At 38.6% G+C, this 22,595-nt stretch carries 19 protein-coding genes and 2 riboswitches; of the genes, 13 read left to right on the top strand and 6 right to left on the bottom strand.

The annotated features are described in order from the left end of the window. Positions 1-72 precede the first annotated feature (72 nt). The 3 genes from pflA to BMZ99_RS10955 form a co-directional block, all read right to left on the bottom strand. A complete protein-coding gene (gene pflA / locus BMZ99_RS10965; protein ID WP_090936686.1) occupies positions 73-792 on the bottom strand; it encodes a pyruvate formate-lyase-activating protein in 720 nt (239 codons plus the stop codon). A gap of 163 nt (positions 793-955) precedes the next feature. Next, positions 956-3,187 (bottom strand): formate C-acetyltransferase, encoded by a 2,232-nt coding sequence (pflB, locus tag BMZ99_RS10960; RefSeq protein WP_090936683.1) that lies wholly within the window; start codon positions 3,185-3,187, stop codon positions 956-958. Positions 3,188-3,311: 124 nt separating this feature from the next. After that, positions 3,312-3,391: riboswitch (ZMP/ZTP riboswitch) on the bottom strand. A gap of 101 nt (positions 3,392-3,492) precedes the next feature. Beyond that, on the bottom strand, positions 3,493-4,950 hold the full coding sequence (locus BMZ99_RS10955) for a PAS domain S-box protein (RefSeq protein WP_090936678.1): 1,458 nt from the start codon (positions 4,948-4,950) through the stop codon (positions 3,493-3,495). A 265-nt stretch (positions 4,951-5,215) separates the two neighbouring features. Between BMZ99_RS10955 and BMZ99_RS10950 the strand changes: the two genes are divergently transcribed. Both BMZ99_RS10950 and BMZ99_RS10945 read left to right on the top strand, forming a co-directional pair. Beyond that, a complete protein-coding gene (locus BMZ99_RS10950; protein ID WP_090936675.1) occupies positions 5,216-6,478 on the top strand; it encodes an Nramp family divalent metal transporter in 1,263 nt (420 codons plus the stop codon). A 277-nt stretch (positions 6,479-6,755) separates the two neighbouring features. Beyond that, a riboswitch (FMN riboswitch) is annotated at positions 6,756-6,881 on the top strand. 190 nt (positions 6,882-7,071) lie between these two features. Beyond that, positions 7,072-7,659 carry an ECF transporter S component gene (locus BMZ99_RS10945; RefSeq protein ID WP_090936672.1) on the top strand — a complete coding sequence of 196 codons (588 nt, stop codon included), beginning with the start codon at positions 7,072-7,074 and terminating at the stop codon, positions 7,657-7,659. A gap of 102 nt (positions 7,660-7,761) precedes the next feature. Here the strand turns inward: BMZ99_RS10945 and BMZ99_RS10940 are convergent, their stop codons facing one another. Beyond that, positions 7,762-8,613 carry a YitT family protein gene (locus tag BMZ99_RS10940; RefSeq protein ID WP_090936669.1) on the bottom strand — a complete coding sequence of 284 codons (852 nt, stop codon included), beginning with the start codon at positions 8,611-8,613 and terminating at the stop codon, positions 7,762-7,764. Between the two features lie 42 nt (positions 8,614-8,655). Then, positions 8,656-9,006 carry a DUF4870 domain-containing protein gene (locus BMZ99_RS10935; protein ID WP_090936666.1) on the bottom strand — a complete coding sequence of 117 codons (351 nt, stop codon included), beginning with the start codon at positions 9,004-9,006 and terminating at the stop codon, positions 8,656-8,658. A 494-nt stretch (positions 9,007-9,500) separates the two neighbouring features. Here BMZ99_RS10935 and BMZ99_RS10930 point away from each other — a divergent pair, with 494 nt between their 5' ends. The 6 genes from BMZ99_RS10930 to speD all read left to right on the top strand — a co-directional run bounded on the left by BMZ99_RS10930 (position 9,501) and on the right by speD (position 14,459). Then, the gene (locus BMZ99_RS10930; RefSeq protein WP_090936664.1) at positions 9,501-10,388 is read left to right on the top strand and encodes a Rossmann-like and DUF2520 domain-containing protein; all 888 of its coding nucleotides are present in this window, start codon (positions 9,501-9,503) and stop codon (positions 10,386-10,388) included. 2 nt (positions 10,389-10,390) lie between these two features. Then, on the top strand, positions 10,391-11,230 hold the full coding sequence (gene panB, locus BMZ99_RS10925; protein WP_090936661.1) for a 3-methyl-2-oxobutanoate hydroxymethyltransferase: 840 nt from the start codon (positions 10,391-10,393) through the stop codon (positions 11,228-11,230). Positions 11,231-11,319: 89 nt separating this feature from the next. Further along, entirely contained in the window at positions 11,320-12,165 is an 846-nt protein-coding gene (panC, locus tag BMZ99_RS10920; RefSeq protein WP_090936658.1) for a pantoate--beta-alanine ligase, read from the top strand. Positions 12,166-12,169: 4 nt separating this feature from the next. Then, positions 12,170-12,556 (top strand): aspartate 1-decarboxylase, encoded by a 387-nt coding sequence (gene panD / locus BMZ99_RS10915; protein ID WP_090936655.1) that lies wholly within the window; start codon positions 12,170-12,172, stop codon positions 12,554-12,556. A 171-nt stretch (positions 12,557-12,727) separates the two neighbouring features. Next, entirely contained in the window at positions 12,728-13,198 is a 471-nt protein-coding gene (locus BMZ99_RS10910) for a YhcH/YjgK/YiaL family protein (RefSeq protein WP_090936652.1), read from the top strand. A gap of 448 nt (positions 13,199-13,646) precedes the next feature. Continuing rightward, the gene (speD, locus tag BMZ99_RS10905; protein ID WP_090936649.1) at positions 13,647-14,459 is read left to right on the top strand and encodes an adenosylmethionine decarboxylase; all 813 of its coding nucleotides are present in this window, start codon (positions 13,647-13,649) and stop codon (positions 14,457-14,459) included. Between the two features lie 74 nt (positions 14,460-14,533). On the opposite strand, the gene BMZ99_RS10900 is transcribed toward speD, so the two are convergent. Continuing rightward, the gene (locus tag BMZ99_RS10900) at positions 14,534-15,415 is read right to left on the bottom strand and encodes a LysR family transcriptional regulator (protein ID WP_090936646.1); all 882 of its coding nucleotides are present in this window, start codon (positions 15,413-15,415) and stop codon (positions 14,534-14,536) included. Between the two features lie 101 nt (positions 15,416-15,516). Between BMZ99_RS10900 and BMZ99_RS10895 the strand changes: the two genes are divergently transcribed. The 5 genes from BMZ99_RS10895 (at position 15,517) to BMZ99_RS26305 (ending at position 22,154) form a co-directional block, all read left to right on the top strand. Further along, positions 15,517-19,281, top strand: coding sequence for a phosphoribosylformylglycinamidine synthase (locus BMZ99_RS10895; RefSeq protein WP_090936644.1), 3,765 nt, complete (start codon positions 15,517-15,519; stop codon positions 19,279-19,281). A 283-nt stretch (positions 19,282-19,564) separates the two neighbouring features. Further along, positions 19,565-20,479: a DUF2167 domain-containing protein gene (locus BMZ99_RS10890; RefSeq protein WP_090936642.1), complete on the top strand. Its 915-nt coding sequence runs from the start codon at positions 19,565-19,567 to the stop codon at positions 20,477-20,479. Between the two features lie 102 nt (positions 20,480-20,581). Then, positions 20,582-21,307, top strand: coding sequence for a hypothetical protein (locus tag BMZ99_RS10885; RefSeq protein ID WP_090936641.1), 726 nt, complete (start codon positions 20,582-20,584; stop codon positions 21,305-21,307). A 47-nt stretch (positions 21,308-21,354) separates the two neighbouring features. Then, complete coding sequence (locus BMZ99_RS10880) at positions 21,355-21,915, top strand: hypothetical protein (RefSeq protein WP_090936640.1); 561 nt, start codon at positions 21,355-21,357, stop codon at positions 21,913-21,915. A 23-nt stretch (positions 21,916-21,938) separates the two neighbouring features. Then, the gene (locus BMZ99_RS26305; protein ID WP_175490530.1) at positions 21,939-22,154 is read left to right on the top strand and encodes a hypothetical protein; all 216 of its coding nucleotides are present in this window, start codon (positions 21,939-21,941) and stop codon (positions 22,152-22,154) included. The last annotated feature ends 441 nt before the right edge of the window (positions 22,155-22,595 follow it).

Here is a 22,595-nt window from a genome sequence, read left to right as displayed (position 1 = left end):
AAAATCCCATCTATCTTTTCTATGTGTTCTCTGCAAATCTGCGGTTCGCTTCTATTTTGCCCGTCAGTGTTCTTATACGATAGTAATACCTTCCGATTTTAGGATATTAGAGGCAGTTGCTATATCTTGGGTAGTAGCATCAGGAATATCATCTAAGGTATATTTCATATTCAGTGTTTTCCATTTGTGCCGTCCTAAAGAGTGATAGGGCAGTACTTCAATTGGGACTAAAGCCGGCAGAGTATGAACAAGACCAGCAAGTGCCTGTAAATCTTCTAATGAATTGGTGAGCCCCGGGATGATTACATAGCGTAACGTCATGGGAATTGACTGGGCTACATAGTTTAAATTTTCAAGAATCTGCTGATTATCAAACCCTGCCAACCAACGGTGCTTTTGGGGATCTACAGCCTTTATGCTAAATAATGCTGCATTGGTGTAGGGTAAAACAGTAGTGAGGTGCTTTGGATCATAATATCCAGCAGTATCAATGGTAGTATGGATATTATGGCTTTGACAGGCAAGGAACAGCTCGGCAAGAAATTGAGACTGAAGCAATGGTTCACCACCGCTTGCTGTAATTCCTCCGTTGGAAGCATCATAAAAGTGTCGATAATGTAGCAGGTCTTTTAAAATTTTTTCTGTGGTAATGGTTTGGCAGTTTTGCTGCCAAGTATCAGGATTGTGACAGAAGCGGCAACGCAATTGACAGCCGGACAAAAATAGTACATAACGAATACCTTGTCCATCAACAGTCCCAAAGTGTTCTATAGAATGATAATACCCTTGCATAGTGAACATCTCCTAGCGCTAAAAAATAATTGAACCACAAAGGCTCTGTCGTACACAAAGAGGACTACAAAAGACTATTTTGATAGACCCTTTGTGAAATATCTTTGTGTTGTGAGTGTCTTTGTGGTTCGGATTATCTTTTTAATTGTATTTTAATATTTTCTTACAATGACTCGTAAAATGTGCGTTCAATTACTTCTGCTTGTTGAGCAGGAGTGAGCTTAATGAAGTTAACGGCATAACCTGATACTCGAATGGTAAGCTGAGGGTATTTTTCAGGATGCTTTCTTGCATCTTCCAAAATGCTGCGATCTAAGGCATTTACATTAATGTGATGTCCTTGGCTTGCTGCATAGCCGTCCAATATGCCTGCTAAATTCTGTATTCTGGCTTCTGCTGTTTTTCCTAAGGTAGCAGGAAGAATAGAGAAGGTATATGAAATTCCATCACGACAATCATCATAAGATAGTTTGCAGATAGACTGCATAGCGGCGAGTGCACCTTTTTTATCTCGACCGTGCATTGGGTTGGCACCCGGGGCAAAAGCTTGACCTGCTTTACGTCCGTCAGGAGTTGCGCCTGTCTTTTTGCCATACATAACATTAGAGGTAATAGTAAGTATAGATAGTGTATGTTCTGCATCACGATAAGCGGCGTGTTCTTTTAACTTTTGGCTAAATTCTTGGCTTAATTCTATAGCCAAGGTATCAACCTGGTCATCATCGTTGCCGTAGAATGGAAACTCTCCATCAATAACAAAGTCTTTGGCAAGGCCTGTTTCATCACGCAGCGGCTTTACCTTTCCATAGCGGATGGCGCTTAAAGAATCGGTAGCTACTGATAAGCCAGCTACGCCAAAAGCCATGATGCGTTTTACATCGGTATCGTGCAGCGCCATTTGCGCGCGTTCGTAAGCATATTTATCATGGCTAAAGTGAATCAGATTCATCGTGTTTACATACAAGCCAGTCAGCCAGCTAAGAACTTTTGATAAGTTATTCCTAACAATCTCGTAATCCAAATACTCTCCGGTTGGGATCGGCATAACAGGTGCCAATTGTTCACCGCTATTTTCATCCCGGCCGCCGTTAATTGCTAATAGCAAGGCTTTTGCTAAATTGGCTCTGGCGCCAAAAAGCTGCATCTGTTCACCAACACGCATTGCTGATACGCAGCAGGCAATTGCATAATCATCGCCATATACAGGTCTCATAATGTCATCATTTTCATATTGAATTGCACTGGTGTCTAAAGAAACTTTTGCGCAGAATTTTTTAAAAGCAGCTGGCAGATCTACCGACCATAAAATAGTTAAATTCGGTTCAGGAGCAGGACCTAAATTATATAAAGTGTGTAAGATTCGATAAGAGGTACGGGTTACTAAAGTGCGGCCATCCAGTCCTGTACCTCCAATTGCTTCAGTGACCCATAATGGATCACCAGCAAATAACTCGTTATAATCAGGTGTACGCAAATGACGGGCTAATCGTAGCTTAATGACCATTTGATCAATCAGTTCTTGAGCAGCACTTTCTGTCAGTGTATTATTGGATAAATCTCTGGCAAGATAGATATCAAGGAAGGTGGATACACGACCAATAGACATAGCAGCACCATTTTGTTCTTTAATGGAGGCGAGGTAGCCGAGATATAACCACTGAACGGCTTCTTGCGCATTTTCAGCCGGCCGGCTAATGTCAAAACCATAAGAGTTTCCCATAAGTATTATATCGTTAAGAGCTGCAATTTGTGCTGAGACTTCTTCACGCAAACACAGCGTTTTTTCATCCATTGGTTGATTGGCAAGACCTTGCAAGTCATTTCTTTTAGCTTCTAATAAATGATTAACTCCATAGAGTGCTATGCGGCGATAATCGCCAATAATACGTCCTCGACCATAGCCGTCTGGCAGACCTGTAATAATCCCTAATTTGCGGGCTTTTTTCATTTCATCAGTGTACATATTAAATACAGCAGTATTATGTGTGGTCACATGATTATGATAAATATCACTTATAGCAGGGTTCAGTTTATATCCATAGGCCTCGCAAGCTTGTTCAGCCATTCGAACGCCTCCGTTAGCAATAACACTTCTCTTAAGAGGAGCATCTGTTTGCAAGCCAACAATAATCTCTAATTCTTTTTCAATATACCCTGGCTGGTGAGAAGTGATAGTGGAAACAACATTAGGATCAACATCTAATACACCTTGCTTTTCTCGCTCTTGAGACAGTAATAAGCTGCACTTATCCCATAGCTTCTTAGTGCGAGGCGTTACGGGAGCTAAAAAATCACTATTGCCTTCATAGGGGGCATAGTTATTTTGAATAAAATCGCGTACATTAATTGAGGTTTGCCATTTACCCGGTTTAAATTCTTTCCATGCTTGTTTCATATTATGATTCCTCCCTAGTATTGATAATTGTTATCAATTAACTTTATTATATCCTTATTATCATGTTTTGCCTATGATATAAATCATATACTAAATAAAAAAAACCGCCTGAACACAACTAAATAAGTTATGCCCAGGCGGTCGGCTAATTCAAAATACAGTCCCTTGTGGTTATTCCACGATCCGCCAGTTCTGTATCTGCTTTTATGAAATGTAAGTGATTCTTATGGAACAAATTTTATCGTTTTCTTAAGGTCTTGTCAATAGAAATTATTAAGATATTAATCTGGTAAAATTACGATAGATCATTCACATGGCGGCATGTTAAATCTTACATAAAATGTAGTGCCTAAAGGGCTTGTATCGAACATGATTTCTGCATTATGCCTAGCGGCAATATTATAGCTAATTGCCAGTCCTAGACCCAGTTGATTTTCTTTGGTACTAAAAAAAGGAGTTACTAATTTCTCTTCATGCTCAGGTGCTATGCCTGAACCCTGATCTTTAATCGCTAAAACCACCTTTCCGGCCTCAAGGAAGGTATAAATGTATAATATGGAGCGGGGCGGCATAGCTTCCAGGCCATTACGGGCAAGATGGAGTATGAGTTGACTAATTTCCTTATCATCAATCGGAAAATCAGGAATAGGCTCTAAGTGGAGAGAGATTATTTTATTTGTAATCATTGCATCAGCCTGTATTAAAGGATGGAGAGAGCGAATAAGCGTATTTAAATTTTGTGGTTCTAATGTTAGAGCCTTATTTTTGGCCAACGAAATAAATTCGCTCATAATCGTGTTAGCGTGGTCAATCTCTGTTATCATAAGATCCAAAAGATCTTTATAGTTTTGAAAGATATCTTTTTGAAAGAACATTTGCAAAAAGCCACGGACAGTTGTCATCGGATTTCGGATTTCATGACCTATGCTGACAGCCATTTCGCCAACTAGGTGCAGACGATCAAAGCGTGTTAAATGCTGCTGCATTTGTTTTAAGGAACTAATATCGCGAATAATTAAGAAAAAATCATTTTTATTGTTCGCAGTAATTCGTCCTTCATAATAATAAACCTTTGTGTTGACTGTATCTTGAAACTGAAAGAATTGCATGTTGTTATGAGTCAAAGCTTTTCCAAAGTAATACATAATTTGGGGTGCTGCGTGAGGAAGCAGATCCGCAATATTTTTATTTTTAAAAGAGGTAGTAGAAATGCGGGTAAAAAGGTTTTGAGAGGCTTGATAATCAAGGATTGTCCCATCTTTATCTAAAATAAATAACGTATCAGGAATAGCATTGAGTAAGTTTTGCGTTCGTTCCTGGTGTCTTCTCAGATCTTGTTCTGCATGTTTTAAATCTGTAATATTGCGCAACGTGCATAATACAGATTGAATGGAACCGCTAGAACTAAGCTCAGGCACCAAATGAGCATGATAATAAAAAGGGTCATTGTGAAAGGTTCTAAATTTAGACTGAAAGGTTACGCTCTTTTTTGTTTCAAAAACTTTGGAAATTTTACTTTTCCAAAATTGATAATCATGAGGTGAAAGTGAAAAGTCACGTAACTTTGTACCAACGATCTGGTCAGGTAAAATACCTGTAGCAGTTTTTAAAGCAGGATTCGCATAAATAAATTTTAAGTATCTATCAAAGCGGATAATTATATCAGGGGAGTTATCAGCTAGAGATTTAAACTTATCTTCATATGGCCTTAGGTTTATGGGGTTAGAAAGAAAAGATTCTTTTTGTTTTAAATGACTTTTCATATAAACTTATACCTCCCAAATAAAGATAGATTTTAAATTTATTTGAAACGATGGAAATGTTTGCTATGTTCGACAGAGAGGTATATTTTTCCTTCGGAGATTTTGTCGAATTTTTAATTATCATGAAGCTTATATTAATTAAAATATTATATTCTATAATAATCGTTTTTCTATATTTTAAAGAGGGATAAATTAAAGAATAAAGAATAAATAATAAAAGAAAACAGTACATTTGCGTAATTACAATATAAAGGAGAATCTGTTTATGCTCAAAGGAGTGAAGGGCTTTTTTCAGGAAGAGCATGGGCTGAATCTAAGGGCCAGGGAGATTTTGCGATACATTGGACCTGGTATACTGGTAACTGTTGGATTTATCGATCCTGGGAATTGGGCGGCCAATTTAGCTGCAGGAGCAGATTATGGTTATAAACTGCTATGGATGGTAACTTTATCTACCATTATGCTGATCATCTTGCAGCATAATGTAGCTCATTTAGGAATTGTTACAGGGCGATGCTTATCGGAAGCAGCTACTGAATATCTGCGTCCCTTAGTATCAAGAACGGTATTGCTTTCGGCAATAACGGCAGCAGTGGCCACTGGTATGGCTGAAATATTGGGTGCTGCGATTGCTCTGCATATGCTGTTTCATATTCCTCTAAAACTTGGAGCCTTATTAACAGGTATTGGCTGCGGCTGGATGTTATGGGCGAATTCTTATAAACGGTTAGAAAAATGGATTATGGGCTTTGTTTCAATCATTGGTGTAGCGTTCCTATTTGAACTAAGCTTGGTTAATATTGAATGGTCTGAAGCTGCTATTGGATGGGTAACACCTGTTATTCCTGATGGAGCTATGCTGGTGGTAATGAGTGTGCTTGGAGCAGTGGTCATGCCTCACAATTTATTTCTGCATTCTGAAGTCATTCAAAGCCGGCAATGGAATTTGGAAGATGATGCTGTGATAAAGCGGCAGTTAAAGTATGAGTTTGCAGATACTTTATTTTCTATGTGTATTGGCTGGGCCATTAATAGTGCTATGATATTGGTTGCTGCTGCCGTATTTTTTAGCAATCAGGTATCTGTTGATGAATTAGAGCAAGCAGAAATTATGCTGCGTCCTTTATTGGGGAATGCTGCAGCTGTTGTTTTTGCAATTGCCCTTTTATTCGCAGGCATTTCTTCTACTGTTACTGCAGGCATGGCTGGTGGTAGTATCTTTGCAGGTATCTTTAGAGAACCATATGATATTAAAGACCGTCATTCATGGATGGGGGTAGCGATAACTTACGGGCTGGCAGTCGTGGCTATCTTCTTCATAGAAAGTCCATTTCAAGGGCTGGTATATTCTCAAATGTTCCTTAGTATTCAATTGCCTTGGACAATATTCTTGCAGATTTATTTGACATCTTCAACAAAGGTTATGGGGAAATATGCAAATACTGGTTTGCAGCAAATCGTGTTATGGGGGATCGGTCTTATTGTTTCCGGATTAAATATGATGCTGCTGTGGGATTTTATTAAGTAATGTTGTAAGGCATTTTCTTAGAATGCTAGTGATATGCCATTCGGGTTAGTGAAGCAATGCCCTGTTTCTTAAGAGAATGCTTCACTAATTCTCGTAATACTACAAAACAAAGAGAAGTATTTAACGTATCTTGCGGTTTAATGGGGGGATTCTTTAAGAACCGCAGTATTTTTCTCAGTTTATTATCCTTGCAAAGGTGCCGAAAATTTGCTACAATGAACCCATCATCATCACTCGGTGATAATGATTATCTCTGGGGCTAAAATTAAATAAATTGAAATATCTTCAGGGCAGGGTTCAATTCCCGACCGGTGGTAAGCAGATTCTGCAAGCCCACGAGCCGCAAGGCAGATTTGGTGTAATTCCAAAGCCGACAGTATAGTCTGGATGTAAGAAGAGAAAGCAGCGCATTATGTATTTAATAGAAAGTTTAACTTTCTGGAGATACATCAGTGTATGGGCTTAGTAAGCCGACATGAAAGATGTGTTTGCGTGTAGTAATTAAAATTCCCGAAGAGATTTCGGGAATTTTTTTGTGCTCTGTGATGAGAAAATATAAGTTGATAGGGATTACTTTAATAGGGGGATTTGATATGATTTCTGCCAATACGCGATATATTACTAAAATTGGAATATTATCAGCGATTGCTGTAATTTTGATGTTTTTTGAAGTGCCGTTGCCGATGATGCCGAGTTTTTTAAAATTAGACGCTAGTGAACTGCCTGTGATTATTGGTGCTTTTGTACTTGGGCCTATGGCGGGTGTTGCTATTGAATTAATAAAAAATGTTTTGCATGCTGCGAATACACAGACAATGGGAATTGGCGAAGTTGCTAATTTTTTGGTGGGAATTGCTTTTATTCTGCCAGCAAGCTATTTATATCGGCGCCATACGAGTCTTCAGAGTGCCGTGATTTCTCTTCTCGTTGGAACCTTCTCTATGATGGTTTCTGCGTCTTTGCTGAATTATTTTATTCTATTACCCTTATATCAAGCTGTCCTGCATTTCCCCTTAGAACAAATTATTAATTTAGGAACAATCGCAAATCCCAAGATTATTGATTTGAAATCCTTCATTGCTTTAGGGATTGCACCTTTTAATTTGATAAAAGGAATTGTGATGTCTCTACTTACATTGATGATTTACAAGAAGCTTTTCCCTGTGCTGTGCGAGAGATAAGCATGGGTTACATCACAAAATAAGGATACGAAAAGGCTGCTCTGTCAGTACAGAGCAGCCTTTTCATATCCCTTGGATAACCTCGGCGTCATCAATTCGCTTTTATAGCTGTTTTGTTCCAGGCAGTGTGAAACCTCTTCCTAGAACTTCTACAGCATCTTGGACAATCATAAAGGCATTGGGATCTACATCTTGGATGAGAAGTTTAATCTGACCAATTTGGGTCAAACTTACAACAACAAAAATCATTTGTTTTTCTTGGCGGGTAAAAGCACCTTCACCATGAAGGATGGTTGCGCCTCGTCCTACCTCTTTTAAGATGACTTTAATAATCTCATCGGTTTTATAAGAGACGATATGCACGGTTTTTTTACGGTTAAATCCTTCCACGACATTATCCGTAATATTAGCTGCAATAAACATGGAGATAAGGGTTAGTATGGCTAGTTTAATGCCGAAGAGAAGAGCGGCAATCACCATAATCACACAATTTACCGAAAAAGAGGCAATACCTACATTAAGAGAATAATATTTTTTGAGAATGCTGGAAACGACATCAAGCCCTCCGCCGCTGCCATTGGCCTTAAAGATAAGACCTGAGCCAATACCTGTTACAATTCCGCCCGTAATGGCAGAAAGAATGGGATCGTCCACGACCATAAAATTGGACAAATAGCCTGTTGCATCTACGAAGAAGGAAAAAAGAACAGCTCCATAAATGGTTTTTAAAAAATATTCCTTTCCAATGAGCCGATAAGCGGCATAGAAGAGAGGGAGATTCATTGCAAAGATTTGCAAACCAATAGGCCAGCCCACTAGATAATAAAAGATTATGGCTAACCCGCTTACTCCGCCGCTTAGCAAGTGATGAGGTACAAGAAAACTATTGATTGCAACAGCGCTTACCAGGCAGCCAATGCCAACAGAAAGATATTGATAAATTTTATAACGCATATAGTTCCTCCTAATGTAAAATCAAAGGCACAACGTTTAATACTAAAACGTATTCATCAGTTTTTGGATAAAAGGGTATTGATAGGTTTCACCATAAAAGGCTTTACTTGCTGCAATAATAGATGTTATGAGCAGAATGAGCCACAAAAGACCTACGATAGGAAGCAGAAAGACACCAATCACCAATATGCATAAGGAACTAACAATGAAGGACGCAACCAGTATGCTCAAATGGGCAACGAGAGCCTGTTTGGCATGATGATAGACAAAGGAGTCGTCTTTTTTTAATAAGAAGATGACTAATGGTGCGATAATAAACCCCAATCCTCCTAGAAAATAGGATATATGGGCTAAAATAGCCAAGAGTTTTTGTTCTCCTGTTATTTCATTCATAAGAGCACCTCCTAAATATATTTTATAGTAGGTTTGATCGTTTGTATATCTTAATTCAGAGACTTTCAGTTATATATTAAACATCATCATATAAGATAAAAGCAATGATTTGCTATATAAAACTCTTGTCTTTTTATTATGGATTATGATATTATCGTTTTGTAGTTAAAATAGCGAAGTGTTCTTTAGGTGGTATCAGCTATGAACCATACTGTAAACAAGAACTTGTTGCTATAGTATTCCACAGTTTCATATCGAATTATAGCCGCTTAGATCTTTTAATGGACTGAGACGGGAGGTTGCATGGGAAAAGTATGCCTTTCGGACAAGCTCCGAAAGGCTTTTTTGTGTTTTTTCTTGAGCTGCCACTTGAAAAGTTTTATTTAGGATTTCAAAGAATGAGCATTAAAATCTGTACTCACTAAACTAGGCTGTAGTGATGTCATTCTTTTACGGCTATAACGAAGCAATACTATTAGGTAAATGGAGGAATTATGGATGTACAAAAGCCGAGAGTAGGTATTGTAGGAGCTGGAAAAGTAGGTAGTGTATTAGCACGAGGATTATTTGACAGGGGGTATTCTTTAACTGGAATTGTTGGCCGTACTCTAACATCAGCAAGTCAGCTGGCTGGGGAATTGGGAATAGACGCGAAGATAAGAGCAGTCGAATTAATGCATGATACAGATATACTATTCATTACAACACCTGATCGGCACATCGGGGAGGTGGCAGCCCAAATAGCCAGCGAAAATGGTTTTAAAAGAGGGCAAATGGTACTTCATACCTCAGGATGTCTGCCAGCGGAAGTGCTCATGCCTGCAAAGGAGCAAGGAGCATGGATTGGCTGTATGCATCCCCTGCAATCCTTTGCCAATAAAGAACAAACGAGTGAAAGATTAGAAGGTATCTATTTTGCTTTAAGCGGACAGATGGAGGTTATACAGCAAGCCGAAAAAATTGTGAATGATTTAGGAGGAACCAGTTTTCATATTGTAGATGCAGATAAGCCTCTTTATCACGGGGCTGCTTGCATTGTATCGAACTACACGGTTTCCTTGATGCATTGGGCAAGTCGACTGTATGGAAAATTTGGTTTATCTTCTGAAGAAGCGTTAGCTGCATTGCTGCCGCTGCTGGAGGGAACTCTGCAGAATATAAAGGAAATGGGAACGGTTCAAGGGCTGACTGGTCCTATTAGTCGTGGGGATGGCATTACGGTAAAGGCGCACTTGGAGACATTTGAAAATGAAGCAGACAAAAGCTTATATAGTGAGCTTGGAATGTATACTTTGGGGATTGCCTTACAGAAAGGTACGGTTAGTCAGGAGCAAGCTGCGGGCATAGAAGAAATACTAGGAATTGATAATAGGGGGAAATAATTATGAGTAGCAATGAAAAGATTACAACGACAGTGATTCAGCAACGAAAAATAGAGGGAAAAGCCATTACCATGCTAACAGCATATGATTTTTCTACGGCAAAGTTTCTTGATGATGCCCATATTGATATGCTTTTAGTAGGTGATTCCTTAGGAAATGTGATATTGGGATATGATTCAACTCTGCCAGTTACCATGGAGGATATGATCCATCATGGTAAAGCAGTATGCCGGGGGGCAAAAAAAGCAATGGTAGTTGTAGATATGCCCTTTATGTCTTATCAGGTTTCCGCGGAGCAGGCGGTAGCCAACGCAGGAAGGATTATGAAAGAAACAGGGGCTCAGGCTGTTAAACTCGAAGGCGGCAGTGAAATTGCTGGAGCTGTAAAAAAAATAGTGGCGGCTGGGATTCCTGTAGTGGGACATTTGGGGTTAACACCTCAGTCAGTTCATAGTCTGGGTGGTTTTAAAGTACAGGGAAAAGAGGAAATAGGGGCTCAAAAATTGCTTAATGATGCTAAGATTCTAGAAGAAAACGGTGCTTTTGCTGTTGTTCTAGAATGCGTACCGGCTTTACTGGCGCAAAAAGTAACGCAGCAGCTCAATATACCAACCATTGGCATCGGCGCTGGTGCGGACTGTGATGGGCAGGTATTGGTCATAAATGATCTGCTCGGTTTATATCCTGGATTTACTCCCAAATTTGTAAAACAATATGCTACCTTGCATGTAGCAATAGCGCAAGCAGTAGCTGACTATAAAAAAGAAGTGACAGGCAAAATATTTCCTTCGGCGGAACATAGTTTTAAAATATCTGATGGAATTTTAGAAAAATTATACTAGTACATCATCTACGTTAAAGCACTCTATAGCAGCAGAATTTTTAATGAGATGAGGTAGTAAGACGGCTTAGGAAGAAAGGAGATACAATCATGAGAATTATTGAAACCATAGAGGAAATGAAGATTTTCATTAAACAGGCAAAAGCAAAGGGTTTGTCAGTCGGATTAGTACCGACTATGGGTTCTTTGCACGAAGGACATCTTACATTAATGCGTCAAGCAAAAAAACAAAGTGATATCGTTGTGGTGAGTATTTTTGTGAATCCTACTCAATTTGGCCCTAATGAAGATTATGCAAAATATCCGAGAGATTTAAGTGGTGATAGTGTACAAGCAGGTACTGCTGGAGTGGATGTCATTTTTCATCCTCAAGCTCAGGAGATGTATCCTAAGGGATACAGCAGTTTTATAGAAATTGATGGTATTACCCAAAAACTATGCGGTTTATCTCGGCCAGGTCATTTTCGTGGAGTCGCTACAGTTGTGACTAAGTTATTTAATATTATTCAGCCTGACATAGCTTTCTTTGGTCAAAAAGATGCGCAGCAGGTCTTAGTGCTGAAGCGTATGGTTTCTGATTTAAATATAAATGTAGTTATCGAGATTGTACCAATTGTGCGGGAAAAAGATGGGCTCGCCATGAGTTCTCGTAATGCTTTTTTATCTGCTGAAGAGCGCAGCGCGGCATTAGTGCTGTTTCGCAGTTTGCAGCTAGCCAAGCAGCTTGTTGCTAGGGGTGATGTAAAGGTAGAAGACATCAGACAGCAGGTGGTAGCGAACATCCAATTGGAAGAAATGGCGCAAATTGATTATGTAGAGATATACAGCTACCCATTATTAGAAACTATGGACAAGATGATTGGGAAAGCTCTTTTAGCTTTAGCCGTGCGTATTGGCAAGACTCGTTTAATTGATAATATCATATTGGAGGGATAATTCTATGTTTATTACATGCTTAAAGGCAAAACTTCATTGTGCCACGGTGACGGAGGCAAATCTTAATTATATGGGAAGTATCACCATCGATGAAAGCTTATTAACCGCTTCAGGAATTCAGCCTAATGAAAAAGTGCAAATTGTAAATAATAATAATGGTAATCGGTTTGAGACATATGTGATCGTTGGAGAGAAAGATTCGGGTATTATTTGTTTGAATGGAGCCGCAGCTCGTTTAGTACAGCCTGATGATAAGGTGATTATTATCTCCTATGCGATGATGACTCAAGAGGAAGCAAGAGAATTTACTCCTACTGTAGTGATGGTGGGTGAAAATAATAAAGTTAAAGAAATTCGCGGCAAAGAAATTCATGGAGAAATTGCTAACTAAGAAAAAACAGTTACAAGAGGTAATGTAAAACTGCCTCTTGTTTTTATGCTATAATGGGCCTATTTTACTAAATTTTCAGTGCTTTTCTAAAAAAAATCAGTAAGAGAGGAAAGACCGTCATCAATCCAGAATACATAAAGAATATAAATAAATTAAAAGGAGGATGCTAACATGATTTATGGACAGTTAAAAAATTTTGAACAGGAAAAAGCTGCTTTGTCTCCTGCCTTGCAAAAAGGTTTGCTGTATTTAATCAATACTGATTTGTCTAGTTTGCCAGTTGGCCGACATGATATCGAAGGCGATACTATATTTGCATCTGTTTCAGAATATGAAACAGAGCCGAAGGAGAAAAGAAGACCAGAGGCTCATCAGAAGTATATTGATATACAGTATGTGGTTTCAGGAGAAGAAATGATTGGATGTTGTCCGTTATCTCCAGAGTATGAGGTTCTTCAGGATGAACTGGCATTAAGAGATTTGATTTTTTATCAAGGAGTACAGCAAGAGGTAGAATTACTGTTAAAACCTGGGATATATACTATTCTTTTTCCTAATGATGTTCATCGACCCAACTGCACGCTGCATTCGGCGACAAAAGTAAAAAAAGTAGTGCTGAAGATAGCCGTATCTGCTTTGTAATAATTAAATTCGAATCGTCTTTGAAAAAAGAACTCTAGCAGACTAAAATAGTCGCTAGAGTCTTTTTTTAGTAATTAAGAATACTTTATTAACAAAATACTATACTAAGGATAGGAGAGAAGCATCCTTCTGCCTTTATTTTTTCAGTGTAGACAGATTCAAAAAAATACTATTTACAGCGTTAAAAAAGTAGGCTATTATTTAGTACTAGAAGTACATTTAATTTGATGAATAAGCCGCTCTACGACTCCTCTTTTAAGTAGATGGGAGTTAAGAGGGGCTAAGTTTGACGGATAAGTGGAACTGAGATTAGGTGAGGGGAACTCTATCTCAACTGAGTATTTTTTAGCATGGTAAGTGTCAAAGAAATAAAGCTCCTAGCAGACGATGATACCGTACTGATTCAGGGCATGACTTTGAAATTGTACAACAAGTAAGGAGAATAAATATGGAAATAAAGTCAATTAAAAAATTAAAATTATATGGTTTTAACAACCTGACAAAGACACTTAGCTTTAACATGTATGATATATGTTATGCGAAAAGTCCGGAACATCGTCAAGCCTACATTGAATACATTGATGAAGAATACAATGCAGAACGACTGACAAATATATTAACAGAAGTGGCAAGTATGATTGGTGCGAACATTTTAAACATTGCAAAGCAAGACTATGACCCCCAAGGTTCTAGTGTAACCATGCTGATTTCAGAAGGAAAAATGGCAGTTGAGGCACCAGAGCTGATTGATCTCCAGGAAATTAAGTCCGATGCTGTGGTAGCTCATTTAGATAAAAGTCATATTACTGTGCATACCTATCCGGAAAGTCACCCTGATAAGGGGATTAGTACATTTCGTGCTGATATCGATGTTTCTACCTGTGGAGAGATTTCACCACTAAAAGCTTTGAATTATCTAATTAACAGCTTCAGCTCTGATATTGCAATTATTGATTATCGAGTAAGAGGATTTACCCGCGATGTTACCGGGAAAAAGTTTTATATCGACCATAAAATTAATTCAATTCAAAATTACATTGCACACGATACTCGTGAGTTATATCAGATGCTTGATGTGAATATCTATCAGGAAAATATCTTTCATACAAAAATGATTTTAAAAGAATTTGATTTGGATAATTATCTATTTGGCACAGCCAAAGGGGAACTTTTGCCTGGGGAGAAGAAAAAAATCAAACAGCGTTTGAAGAAAGAAATGTCAGAAATCTATGCTGGCCGTAATATTCCTAAGGTGAAGTGAAGTTATCTATGATCCATTAAAGAAACTTTATCGTGACCTATTCAAGGTGCAAATCTTTAGTGGTTGCTATTTCACTATAACAATTCAATAAATTTCTGTGCTGCAAGTGGAACTGGCAGATAATCATGAGTCATAATCCCTAACTCCCGCGGAGGTATATCAGTGGTGAGGGGGAGGGTAAATAACTGATTGTCGGCCAGTTCTTTTTGTATATATTCTTTGCTGATAAATGAAATTCCCAGTCCTATTTTTGTCAGTTCAATCATTAAGTCTACACTGCCCAATTGAATTTCAGGCTCAAAAGGAAGATTGTGCTGGGAGAACATAGAATCCAAGAAGGTTCTTGTGGTTGTATTCTTCTCTAATGTGAGAATAGGTAAAGCGGCAATGTCTTTCAGAACCAGACGGAGACTTTGCAGATGAGCAAAAGCAGGACTGGCGACAAAGACATCATGCAGCAGTTTACATTTGCTGATGGTCATACCCGGATACAGTTTTTCAGCGGCAAGATTAACCACACTAATATCCACCAAGCCTTTTTTCAATAAATCTACACAAACAGGTGATGGGCGATTGGTAATATTGAGCTTGATTTTAGGATATAGAAGGTTAAATTGTTTAAAATAAGGAAGCAAGTAGTATTTGCAAATGGTATCGCTGGCACCTATTTTCAGCTCTCCTTGATCTAAAGAATGCAATTCATTGATGCTGCGTTCGCCTGTCTTTAAAAAGTGAAAGGCTTGCTCTACATGGGTAAATAAAAGAGTACCTGCTTCTGATAATTGCACGTGTTTGGTACTGCGAAAAAAAAGTTTTGTATTCAACTTTTCCTCTAATTGTTTTATAGCTTGGCTGACAGCTGACTGGGAGATATATAATTCATTGGCAGCTGCTGAGAAGCTTAAATATTTGGCAACATAAAAAAACACTTTATACAACTCAAAATTAACGTCCATATATAAATACTCCTTATGAGTTTTATTAATACTATTAATTATTATAATTAATGATAATATATTACAATAACATTAGCAAGACGATACTAGGAGGTAGAAATATGCCATATGAAGTCAAACGAATTTTCGTAGAAAAGAAACAGGATTTTGCGGTAGAGGCTAAGGGGATGTATGCTGATCTTACCCAGAATCTTGGCATTACAGGCTTAAAACATGTACGCCTTGTCAATCGTTATGATATATCGGGAATTAGTCAGGAAGAGTTTGCAGAAGCAAAACGGAGTATTTTCTCCGAACCAACTGTTGATGATGTTTATGATGAAATACTTGCCGTAGATCCAGAAAATAAAATATTTGCAGTAGAATATCTGCCAGGTCAATATGATCAGCGAGCGCATTGGGCGGCGCAATGTGTGCAAATATTAACTAAAACAGAAACCTTATCCATTCGTACTGCCAAAGTAATTGTATTACAAGGCAATATTACAGAAGATGAGTTTAAGAAAATAAAAGAATATAGTATTAATCCGGTAGAAGCGCGGGAAGCTTCTTTAGAAAAACCTCGTAGTCTTGAACTAACAGTGGAAAAACCTGCTGATGTAAAGACGATTCCCGGTTTTATTACCCAATCAGCAGAAGAACTAGAATTGCTATTAAAAGATATGGGACTGGCCATGGGACTAGGGGATATTGCATTTTGCCAACAATATTTTCGTGATGTAGAAAAACGCAACCCGACCATCACAGAAATCAGAGTGTTGGATACCTATTGGTCAGATCATTGCCGTCACACAACTTTTTTCACTACAATTGAAAATGTAAATATAGGGACAGGTCATTTTTCAGTGCCGATTGCTAAAGCATATGATCAGTATCGTAAGGCCCGGTCTCTTGTATATCAAGATCGGCAAAAAGATATCTGTTTAATGGATATCGCTGTTATGGGAATGAAGGAATTGCGCTTGCAAGGCAAACTCACGGATCTAGATGACTCGGAAGAAATTAATGCCTGCAGCATTGTTGTTCCCGTGGATGTGGATGGCAGCACAGAAGAATGGCTGGTTATGTTTAAGAATGAAACCCACAATCATCCAACGGAAATTGAGCCATTTGGTGGTGCGGCAACTTGTTTAGGCGGAGCTATTCGTGATCCATTATCAGGAAGATCGTATGTGTATCAAGCTATGCGTGTTACAGGGAGTGGTGATCCGCGCACAAAGGTAGAAGATACGTTAGCCGGAAAATTACCTCAGCGTAAAATAACCTTGGGAGCAGCAGCAGGGTATAGCTCTTATGGTAATCAAATTGGCTTAGCCACAGGTCAGGTAGCGGAAATTTATCATGAAGGTTTCATTGCAAAAAGAATGGAAATTGGCGCAGTGATCGCTGCTGCTCCAAAAGAAAATGTAGTGCGTGAACGGCCAGTAGCGGATGATATCGTAGTTGTATTGGGTGGAAAAACTGGCCGGGATGGCTGCGGCGGGGCAACAGGATCCTCGAAAGAGCATACGGAAGAATCCCTGGCAACCTGTAGTGCAGAAGTACAAAAAGGAAATCCGCCTACGGAACGGAAAATACAAAGGCTCTTTAGAAATCCCAAAGCAAGTCAGATGATAAAACGTTGTAATGATTTTGGGGCAGGTGGAGCATCTGTTGCTATTGGAGAGTTGACAGATAGCCTGGTTATTGATTTAGATGCGATGCCGAAAAAATATGCAGGTCTGGATGGTACTGAACTGGCGATTTCCGAATCACAGGAACGTATGGCTGTGGTAATAGCACCTCATCATCTAGAAGAATTCATGTCCTATGTGGCAGCTGAAAATCTGGAAGCGGCGGTAGTAGCAAAAGTAACGGATACTGGGCGGCTTGTCATGTTATGGCGGGGAATTCCTATTGTTGATATTAGCCGAGAATTTTTAAATACAAATGGTGTTAAACAAAAAGTAGATGTACAGGTTACTGCACCAATAGAAGCTGAAAATTATTTTGCTGCTAAAGCAAGTGAAATCGATAATCTAGAGGTAGCTTGGCTTGATAATTTACGTGATCTCAATGTATGCAGCCAAAAAGGTCTTGTTGAAATGTTTGACAGTACAATTGGTGCAAGTACTGTATTGATGCCTTTTGGCGGTAAGTTTCAAACCACACCGGCAGAAGGGATGGCAAGTAAAATTCCTGTCCTAAAAGGAAATACGAATACAGCTACGTTAATGACCTATGGATATGATCCGCAGCTATCTACCTGGAGTCCATTCCACGGTGCCGTATATGCAGTTGTAGAAGCAGTTGCAAAAATTGTAGCTATGGGTGGTGAATATCACACCGTCCGTCTGACCTTGCAAGAGTATTTCGAAAGATTAGGTCAAGATGCTGTAAAATGGGGAAAACCTTTTAGTGCTCTCTTAGGTGCTCTTCATGCGCAAGAGCAGTTTTCGATCCCTGCTATCGGTGGCAAGGATAGTATGTCTGGGACCTTTAAAGAGTTGACGGTGCCTCCCACTTTAGTGGCTTTCGCCGTTAATGTGGTTCAAGCGGATCAGGTGATTTCTCCTGAGTTTAAAAAGATCGGAAGTCAGGTCATACGAATACCGTTAGTTCGTGATGCATATGAATTGCCTGATTTTCCTGTGGTGTGTCAGAATTATGCTAACATTACTCAATTGATAAAAGCTGGTTATGTGCTGGCTGCTCATACAATTAAAACGGGCGGTTTAGCAGCTGCGATTAGTAAGATGAGCTTTGGAAATAAAATCGGTATGACCTTTACATCTCCTATATCATCCCAAGATTTATTTGCTGCGGATTATGGTTCTTTGATATTGGAGATCCCCTCTGATATTTCTGTAAAAGATGTTTTAGGTGAGATGAATTATTCTGTATTAGGTCATACCAAGGAACAAGTAAATATTGATATTAACGGTTATTCTATTGATCTTGAAAAGGCACAAGCTGCCTGGGAAAAGCCTTTAACTAAGGTTTTTGCCACACAGACAGAAACCAGTAAGGAAAAACCAAAGCAAGAGCTGTTTTCCAGTAATCCGAAGAAGGCAAAATATTCTTTTGCCAAACCTCGTATCTTTATTCCGGTCTTCCCTGGAACGAATTGCGAATATGATTCTGCCAAAGCATTTGAAATGGCAGGTGGTATTGTCGATACAATGGTCATTCGCAATCTTACTCCTGCAGCAATAGAAGAGTCTATAGAAGAAATGGTCAAGTCTATTGATCAATCTCAAATTATTATGCTGCCAGGTGGCTTCAGCGCTGGAGATGAGCCAGATGGATCAGGTAAATATATTGCCACCATGTTTAGAAATCCCAAAATCAAAGAAGCCCTGCGGGAATTTTTATCTCAAAAAGACGGACTTATGCTGGGAATCTGCAATGGTTTCCAGGCTCTTATTAAATTAGGGTTAGTGCCTTATGGGGACATTGTTGATTTATCACCGGAATGCCCTACGTTGACCTATAATCAAATCGGCAGACATATCTCTTGTATGGCAAACACCAAACTTGTGTCGAAACTTTCACCCTGGTTTAATAACATAGAATTAGGTGAAGTTCATACCATTCCCGTATCTCATGGTGAAGGTCGTTTCGTTGCCAGCAGTGCAGTGCTAAACAGCTTGAGGCTAAAGGGACAGATTGCTACCCAGTATGTAGATGAAGCAGGACAGCCTACCTATGATATCCGTTATAATCCTAACGGATCTGTAGAAGCAGTAGAAGGAATTACCAGTCCGGACGGAAGAATATTAGGAAAAATGGGTCATTCGGAACGAATTGGCAATCAGGTAGTGAAAAATGTCCCTGGCAGCAAAGATCAACAGCTATTTGCCGCTGGAATTGGATACTTTAAATAAAATAGAAAAAGAAAATTAAAAGACTACAATTTTTGATGATGTCCAGAAGGATTTGTCAAAAATTGTAGTCTTTTTACTATTTTAATTACAATTATGTAAAAAAATATATATATTTAATAAAATTTGTTAAAATATATACCTTTTAGCAGAGGAAATGATTCTTGAAATGTATTATCCTAACGGTAATGGTTGAATCTGGTAAGGAATATATTGGGAATAAGGGGGAATTTTCAAAGAGGGAGGAAAAGTGATTCTACCAAAAAGGCTGAAGAGGAGTAATGACGTGAGGAAATATATAGGTAGTATTTTTATTATTATTTGTTTACTAAACTTTACTAGCGTAGTTGTAGAGGCGCAAAACAGTAATTCTAAGCAAGAACAGAAAGCTGCATGGGAAGCAGCTCAGCAGGTTCAGATTGTAGGACCTGCGAAGATCGGCTTGCTCGATCAAGCCCAGATCCAGATCCCTGAGCACTATGCATTTGTTCCCCAACCTGAGGCTAGTCGAGTTATGAAGAGTATGGGAAACGGAGACTGCCCTGAAATGGTTGGGTTCATCATATCGGATAAAGAAAATGAGGAGTGGATTGTAACCATTGACTATACAAAGTCTGGTTATATCAAAGATGATGATGCTAAAGCATGGGATGCAGAAGAACTATTAACCAGCCTTAAAGAAGGAACGAAAGAAAATAATAAAGAGCGAAAAGAAAAAGGACTTTCTGAAATGACTGTGATAGGGTGGGTAGAAAAACCTCAATATGATGCCAGTCGTCACTATCTTGTATGGTCGATAGAGCTCAAAGCAAGAGGGGAAAGAGAAAGAACAATCAATTACAATACCTATGCTCTTGGTCGGGAAGGATATGTGACCCTTACTTTAGTTACGGATTTAAAAAATATTGGAGCAGAGAAATCAGTAGCACAAAACTTGCTGGCAGCTACAGAATTTGTTCCTGGAAAACGGTATGAAGAATTTAATTCTGTAACCGATCATATTGCTGAGTACGGTTTGGCAGCCTTAATTACCGGTGTGGCAGCTAAGAAATTAGGTTTACTTGCGATGATTGCTGCTTTTGGTGCTAAGTTTATTAAGCTCATTGTAATAGGGGTGGGAACACTAGGAGTATTGGTTATGAAATATTTTAGAAAGAAAAATAAAAAAGACAACGAAGCATCGGGAACGATGGAAGAATAATTCTGTGATGACATCCATCAATATAGATATGGCTTTCACTTGGCAAGAAACGCAAGATGGGAGAGTATTGGCGGATTCAAATAAGCCAAAAGAGGTGTCTGTATGTTAAAAGCGATACAGGAAAGAGAGTTTAATTTTAGTGATGTAGTATCTAAAGGATGGCTAATCTATTCTCAGCAATTCAAAGCCATTGTCATGATTACACTGATTGTGTATATTCCTATCAATATCATTCTGTATATGGTGGCAGGATACATGAATAGTTTTCGGGACTTTATGAATGTAATAAAGATCTTGGAAGGATTATTCGGTGTGATTGCAATGATGGGAATTGCCGTAATTGCTGATCATGCGATTCAAAACAATGATAATCTGCCGATTAGCTGGGGAGCAGCCTTAAATAAAGCTTTCTCTCGATGGAGCAGTTGCTTAACAACCAGTATTCTAGGCGGAATTATCATTTTGGGACTGACGTTCTTATTGATTATACCTGGCGTAATCTGGTCTATATATTATATTTTTATTATACAAATTGTTGCCTTACGTGAACTAGGTGGAAAAACAGCTCTTAATTACAGTAAGTCATTAGTCAAAGGACGCTGGTGGAAAACCTTTGGCATCGTGTTTGCCCTTGCCTTAATCAATGGAGGAATTGGCTTTGGAATCGGTTATTTATCCACCTCTTTGCCTGGCAGTATCAGTATCATTACCGATACCCTGATCGATATCATTGCTGCATTCTACACCGTTGCTACAACTATTCTGTTTCTTAATCTAGATTACGTGAGTGTTGAACCTAGAACAACAGAAATTATGCTTGATCTGTAAGCTAACAAGCTATTCATAAATAAAATATAAGTTAGGAGGCAGAGTTCATGACCAAGGAATATGTAGATGAAAGAATTACTAGCCAGAATATCTATGAGAGTATAACCATTCATGGCAGATATTATGAGTTTCAGGAATTAACATTCTTTGAAGATAAATTAAAAATGCGCCTTCCTTCGGCTTTTCTTGACATGGCACCAGATTTGGCAAAGATAAAATATCCATCCAGTGATCGTCCGCAAATCATCAAGACCGAAGATACGGGTAGTATCACTGTGACTTTAAACCTAATTCAAAATAATATTGGGGATGATCATATACGGGAAGTCAAAGATGGTGTTAAGAACATTCTAAAAAGGTTGAACCCTTCGTATCTATTCTACGAAGAAGGCGTAGAAATGATTGAGGAAAAATCCATCGGCTTTTTTGAATTCAAAAGTCCCACCCTAGACGAATCTCTCTTTAACCTCATGTTTTTCGTTGAAATCAACAAGAATCTTATGATGGGGACATTTAGCTGCCCCTATCGGGAATATAAGGAATGGCGGATGGTGGCTCGCCAAATGATGCAGTCGGTGCGGGTAAGAACGTTAAATGAAATCAAATAATCGATCTTTTATACATAAAAAATGTGCGTGAAGAAATCAAAACTGCTTTCAAGCCATCTCGGTTTGAAAGCAGTTTTGATTTCTTTAGAAAGAAACAGACATTAATTCGTTTATCTCATATTACTGTTTTTGTTGAATATGAGAGTGCGATCAAAAAACGAGCAGTGTCGTGTCATCGTTTATATGAACGGATGCATTATTTGTTTGGCGCGGCAGCCCTTTTATGTGTGAGGTTGTAATAATCTTCCGTCTATTGTGTAATAACCAGGATGGTATGTGACTCTGCCGTTTTTTATTAGATGTATATATCTCCCATCAGGAGTTAGGCCTTTTAATGTGCGGCTAAGATAAATAGAACTCTTAGGGATATGACCTATGCATGTATTCGTAGTATTTGGTGAATTTGTCAAACAACCACAGACAGCACTAAGCATTTAGAATCCTCCTTATCAATTCGGATTTTAATAAAAATAGTTCTATTCGCATAATGTATTGTACGATAGTAGTGCCAAGAATATAACTATTTTTACGCAAGGGAGTTGAAAAATAGCGGTCTGAATGTCCTAATAATGGGTAAAAACGGTTATTTTTTGATATTTCTTTGACCTATTTTGCATATCTATACCTTTTAGAAGAGGCAATAATTTTTCAAATGAGTTATTCTACCAGTAAGGATGAAT

The organism is Pelosinus propionicus DSM 13327, from assembly GCF_900114615.1.
Lineage (GTDB): Bacteria > Bacillota > Negativicutes > DSM-13327 > DSM-13327 > Pelosinus > Pelosinus propionicus.
Note: the sequence above shows the minus strand (reverse complement) of the source record. Positions and strands in the feature narration are given on the sequence as shown.

Bases quoted from the DNA above. Each gene is read 5' to 3' on its own strand.
- pflA (WP_090936686.1), bottom strand. From the start codon at position 792: ATGCAAGGGTATTATCATTCTATAGAACACTTTGGGACTGTTGATGGA.
- BMZ99_RS10895 (WP_090936644.1), top strand. From the start codon at position 15,517: ATGCCATATGAAGTCAAACGAATTTTCGTAGAAAAGAAACAGGATTTT.
- BMZ99_RS10940 (WP_090936669.1), bottom strand. From the start codon at position 8,613: ATGCGTTATAAAATTTATCAATATCTTTCTGTTGGCATTGGCTGCCTG.
- BMZ99_RS10935 (WP_090936666.1), bottom strand. From the start codon at position 9,006: ATGAATGAAATAACAGGAGAACAAAAACTCTTGGCTATTTTAGCCCAT.
- BMZ99_RS10955 (WP_090936678.1), bottom strand. From the start codon at position 4,950: ATGAAAAGTCATTTAAAACAAAAAGAATCTTTTCTTTCTAACCCCATA.
- BMZ99_RS10945 (WP_090936672.1), top strand. From the start codon at position 7,072: ATGATTTCTGCCAATACGCGATATATTACTAAAATTGGAATATTATCA.
- BMZ99_RS10910 (WP_090936652.1), top strand. From the start codon at position 12,728: ATGATTTATGGACAGTTAAAAAATTTTGAACAGGAAAAAGCTGCTTTG.
- BMZ99_RS10900 (WP_090936646.1), bottom strand. From the start codon at position 15,415: ATGGACGTTAATTTTGAGTTGTATAAAGTGTTTTTTTATGTTGCCAAA.
- pflB (WP_090936683.1), bottom strand. From the start codon at position 3,187: ATGAAACAAGCATGGAAAGAATTTAAACCGGGTAAATGGCAAACCTCA.
- BMZ99_RS10930 (WP_090936664.1), top strand. From the start codon at position 9,501: ATGGATGTACAAAAGCCGAGAGTAGGTATTGTAGGAGCTGGAAAAGTA.
- BMZ99_RS10885 (WP_090936641.1), top strand. From the start codon at position 20,582: ATGTTAAAAGCGATACAGGAAAGAGAGTTTAATTTTAGTGATGTAGTA.
- panB (WP_090936661.1), top strand. From the start codon at position 10,391: ATGAGTAGCAATGAAAAGATTACAACGACAGTGATTCAGCAACGAAAA.
- BMZ99_RS10880 (WP_090936640.1), top strand. From the start codon at position 21,355: ATGACCAAGGAATATGTAGATGAAAGAATTACTAGCCAGAATATCTAT.
- speD (WP_090936649.1), top strand. From the start codon at position 13,647: ATGGAAATAAAGTCAATTAAAAAATTAAAATTATATGGTTTTAACAAC.
- BMZ99_RS10950 (WP_090936675.1), top strand. From the start codon at position 5,216: ATGCTCAAAGGAGTGAAGGGCTTTTTTCAGGAAGAGCATGGGCTGAAT.
- panC (WP_090936658.1), top strand. From the start codon at position 11,320: ATGAGAATTATTGAAACCATAGAGGAAATGAAGATTTTCATTAAACAG.
- panD (WP_090936655.1), top strand. From the start codon at position 12,170: ATGTTTATTACATGCTTAAAGGCAAAACTTCATTGTGCCACGGTGACG.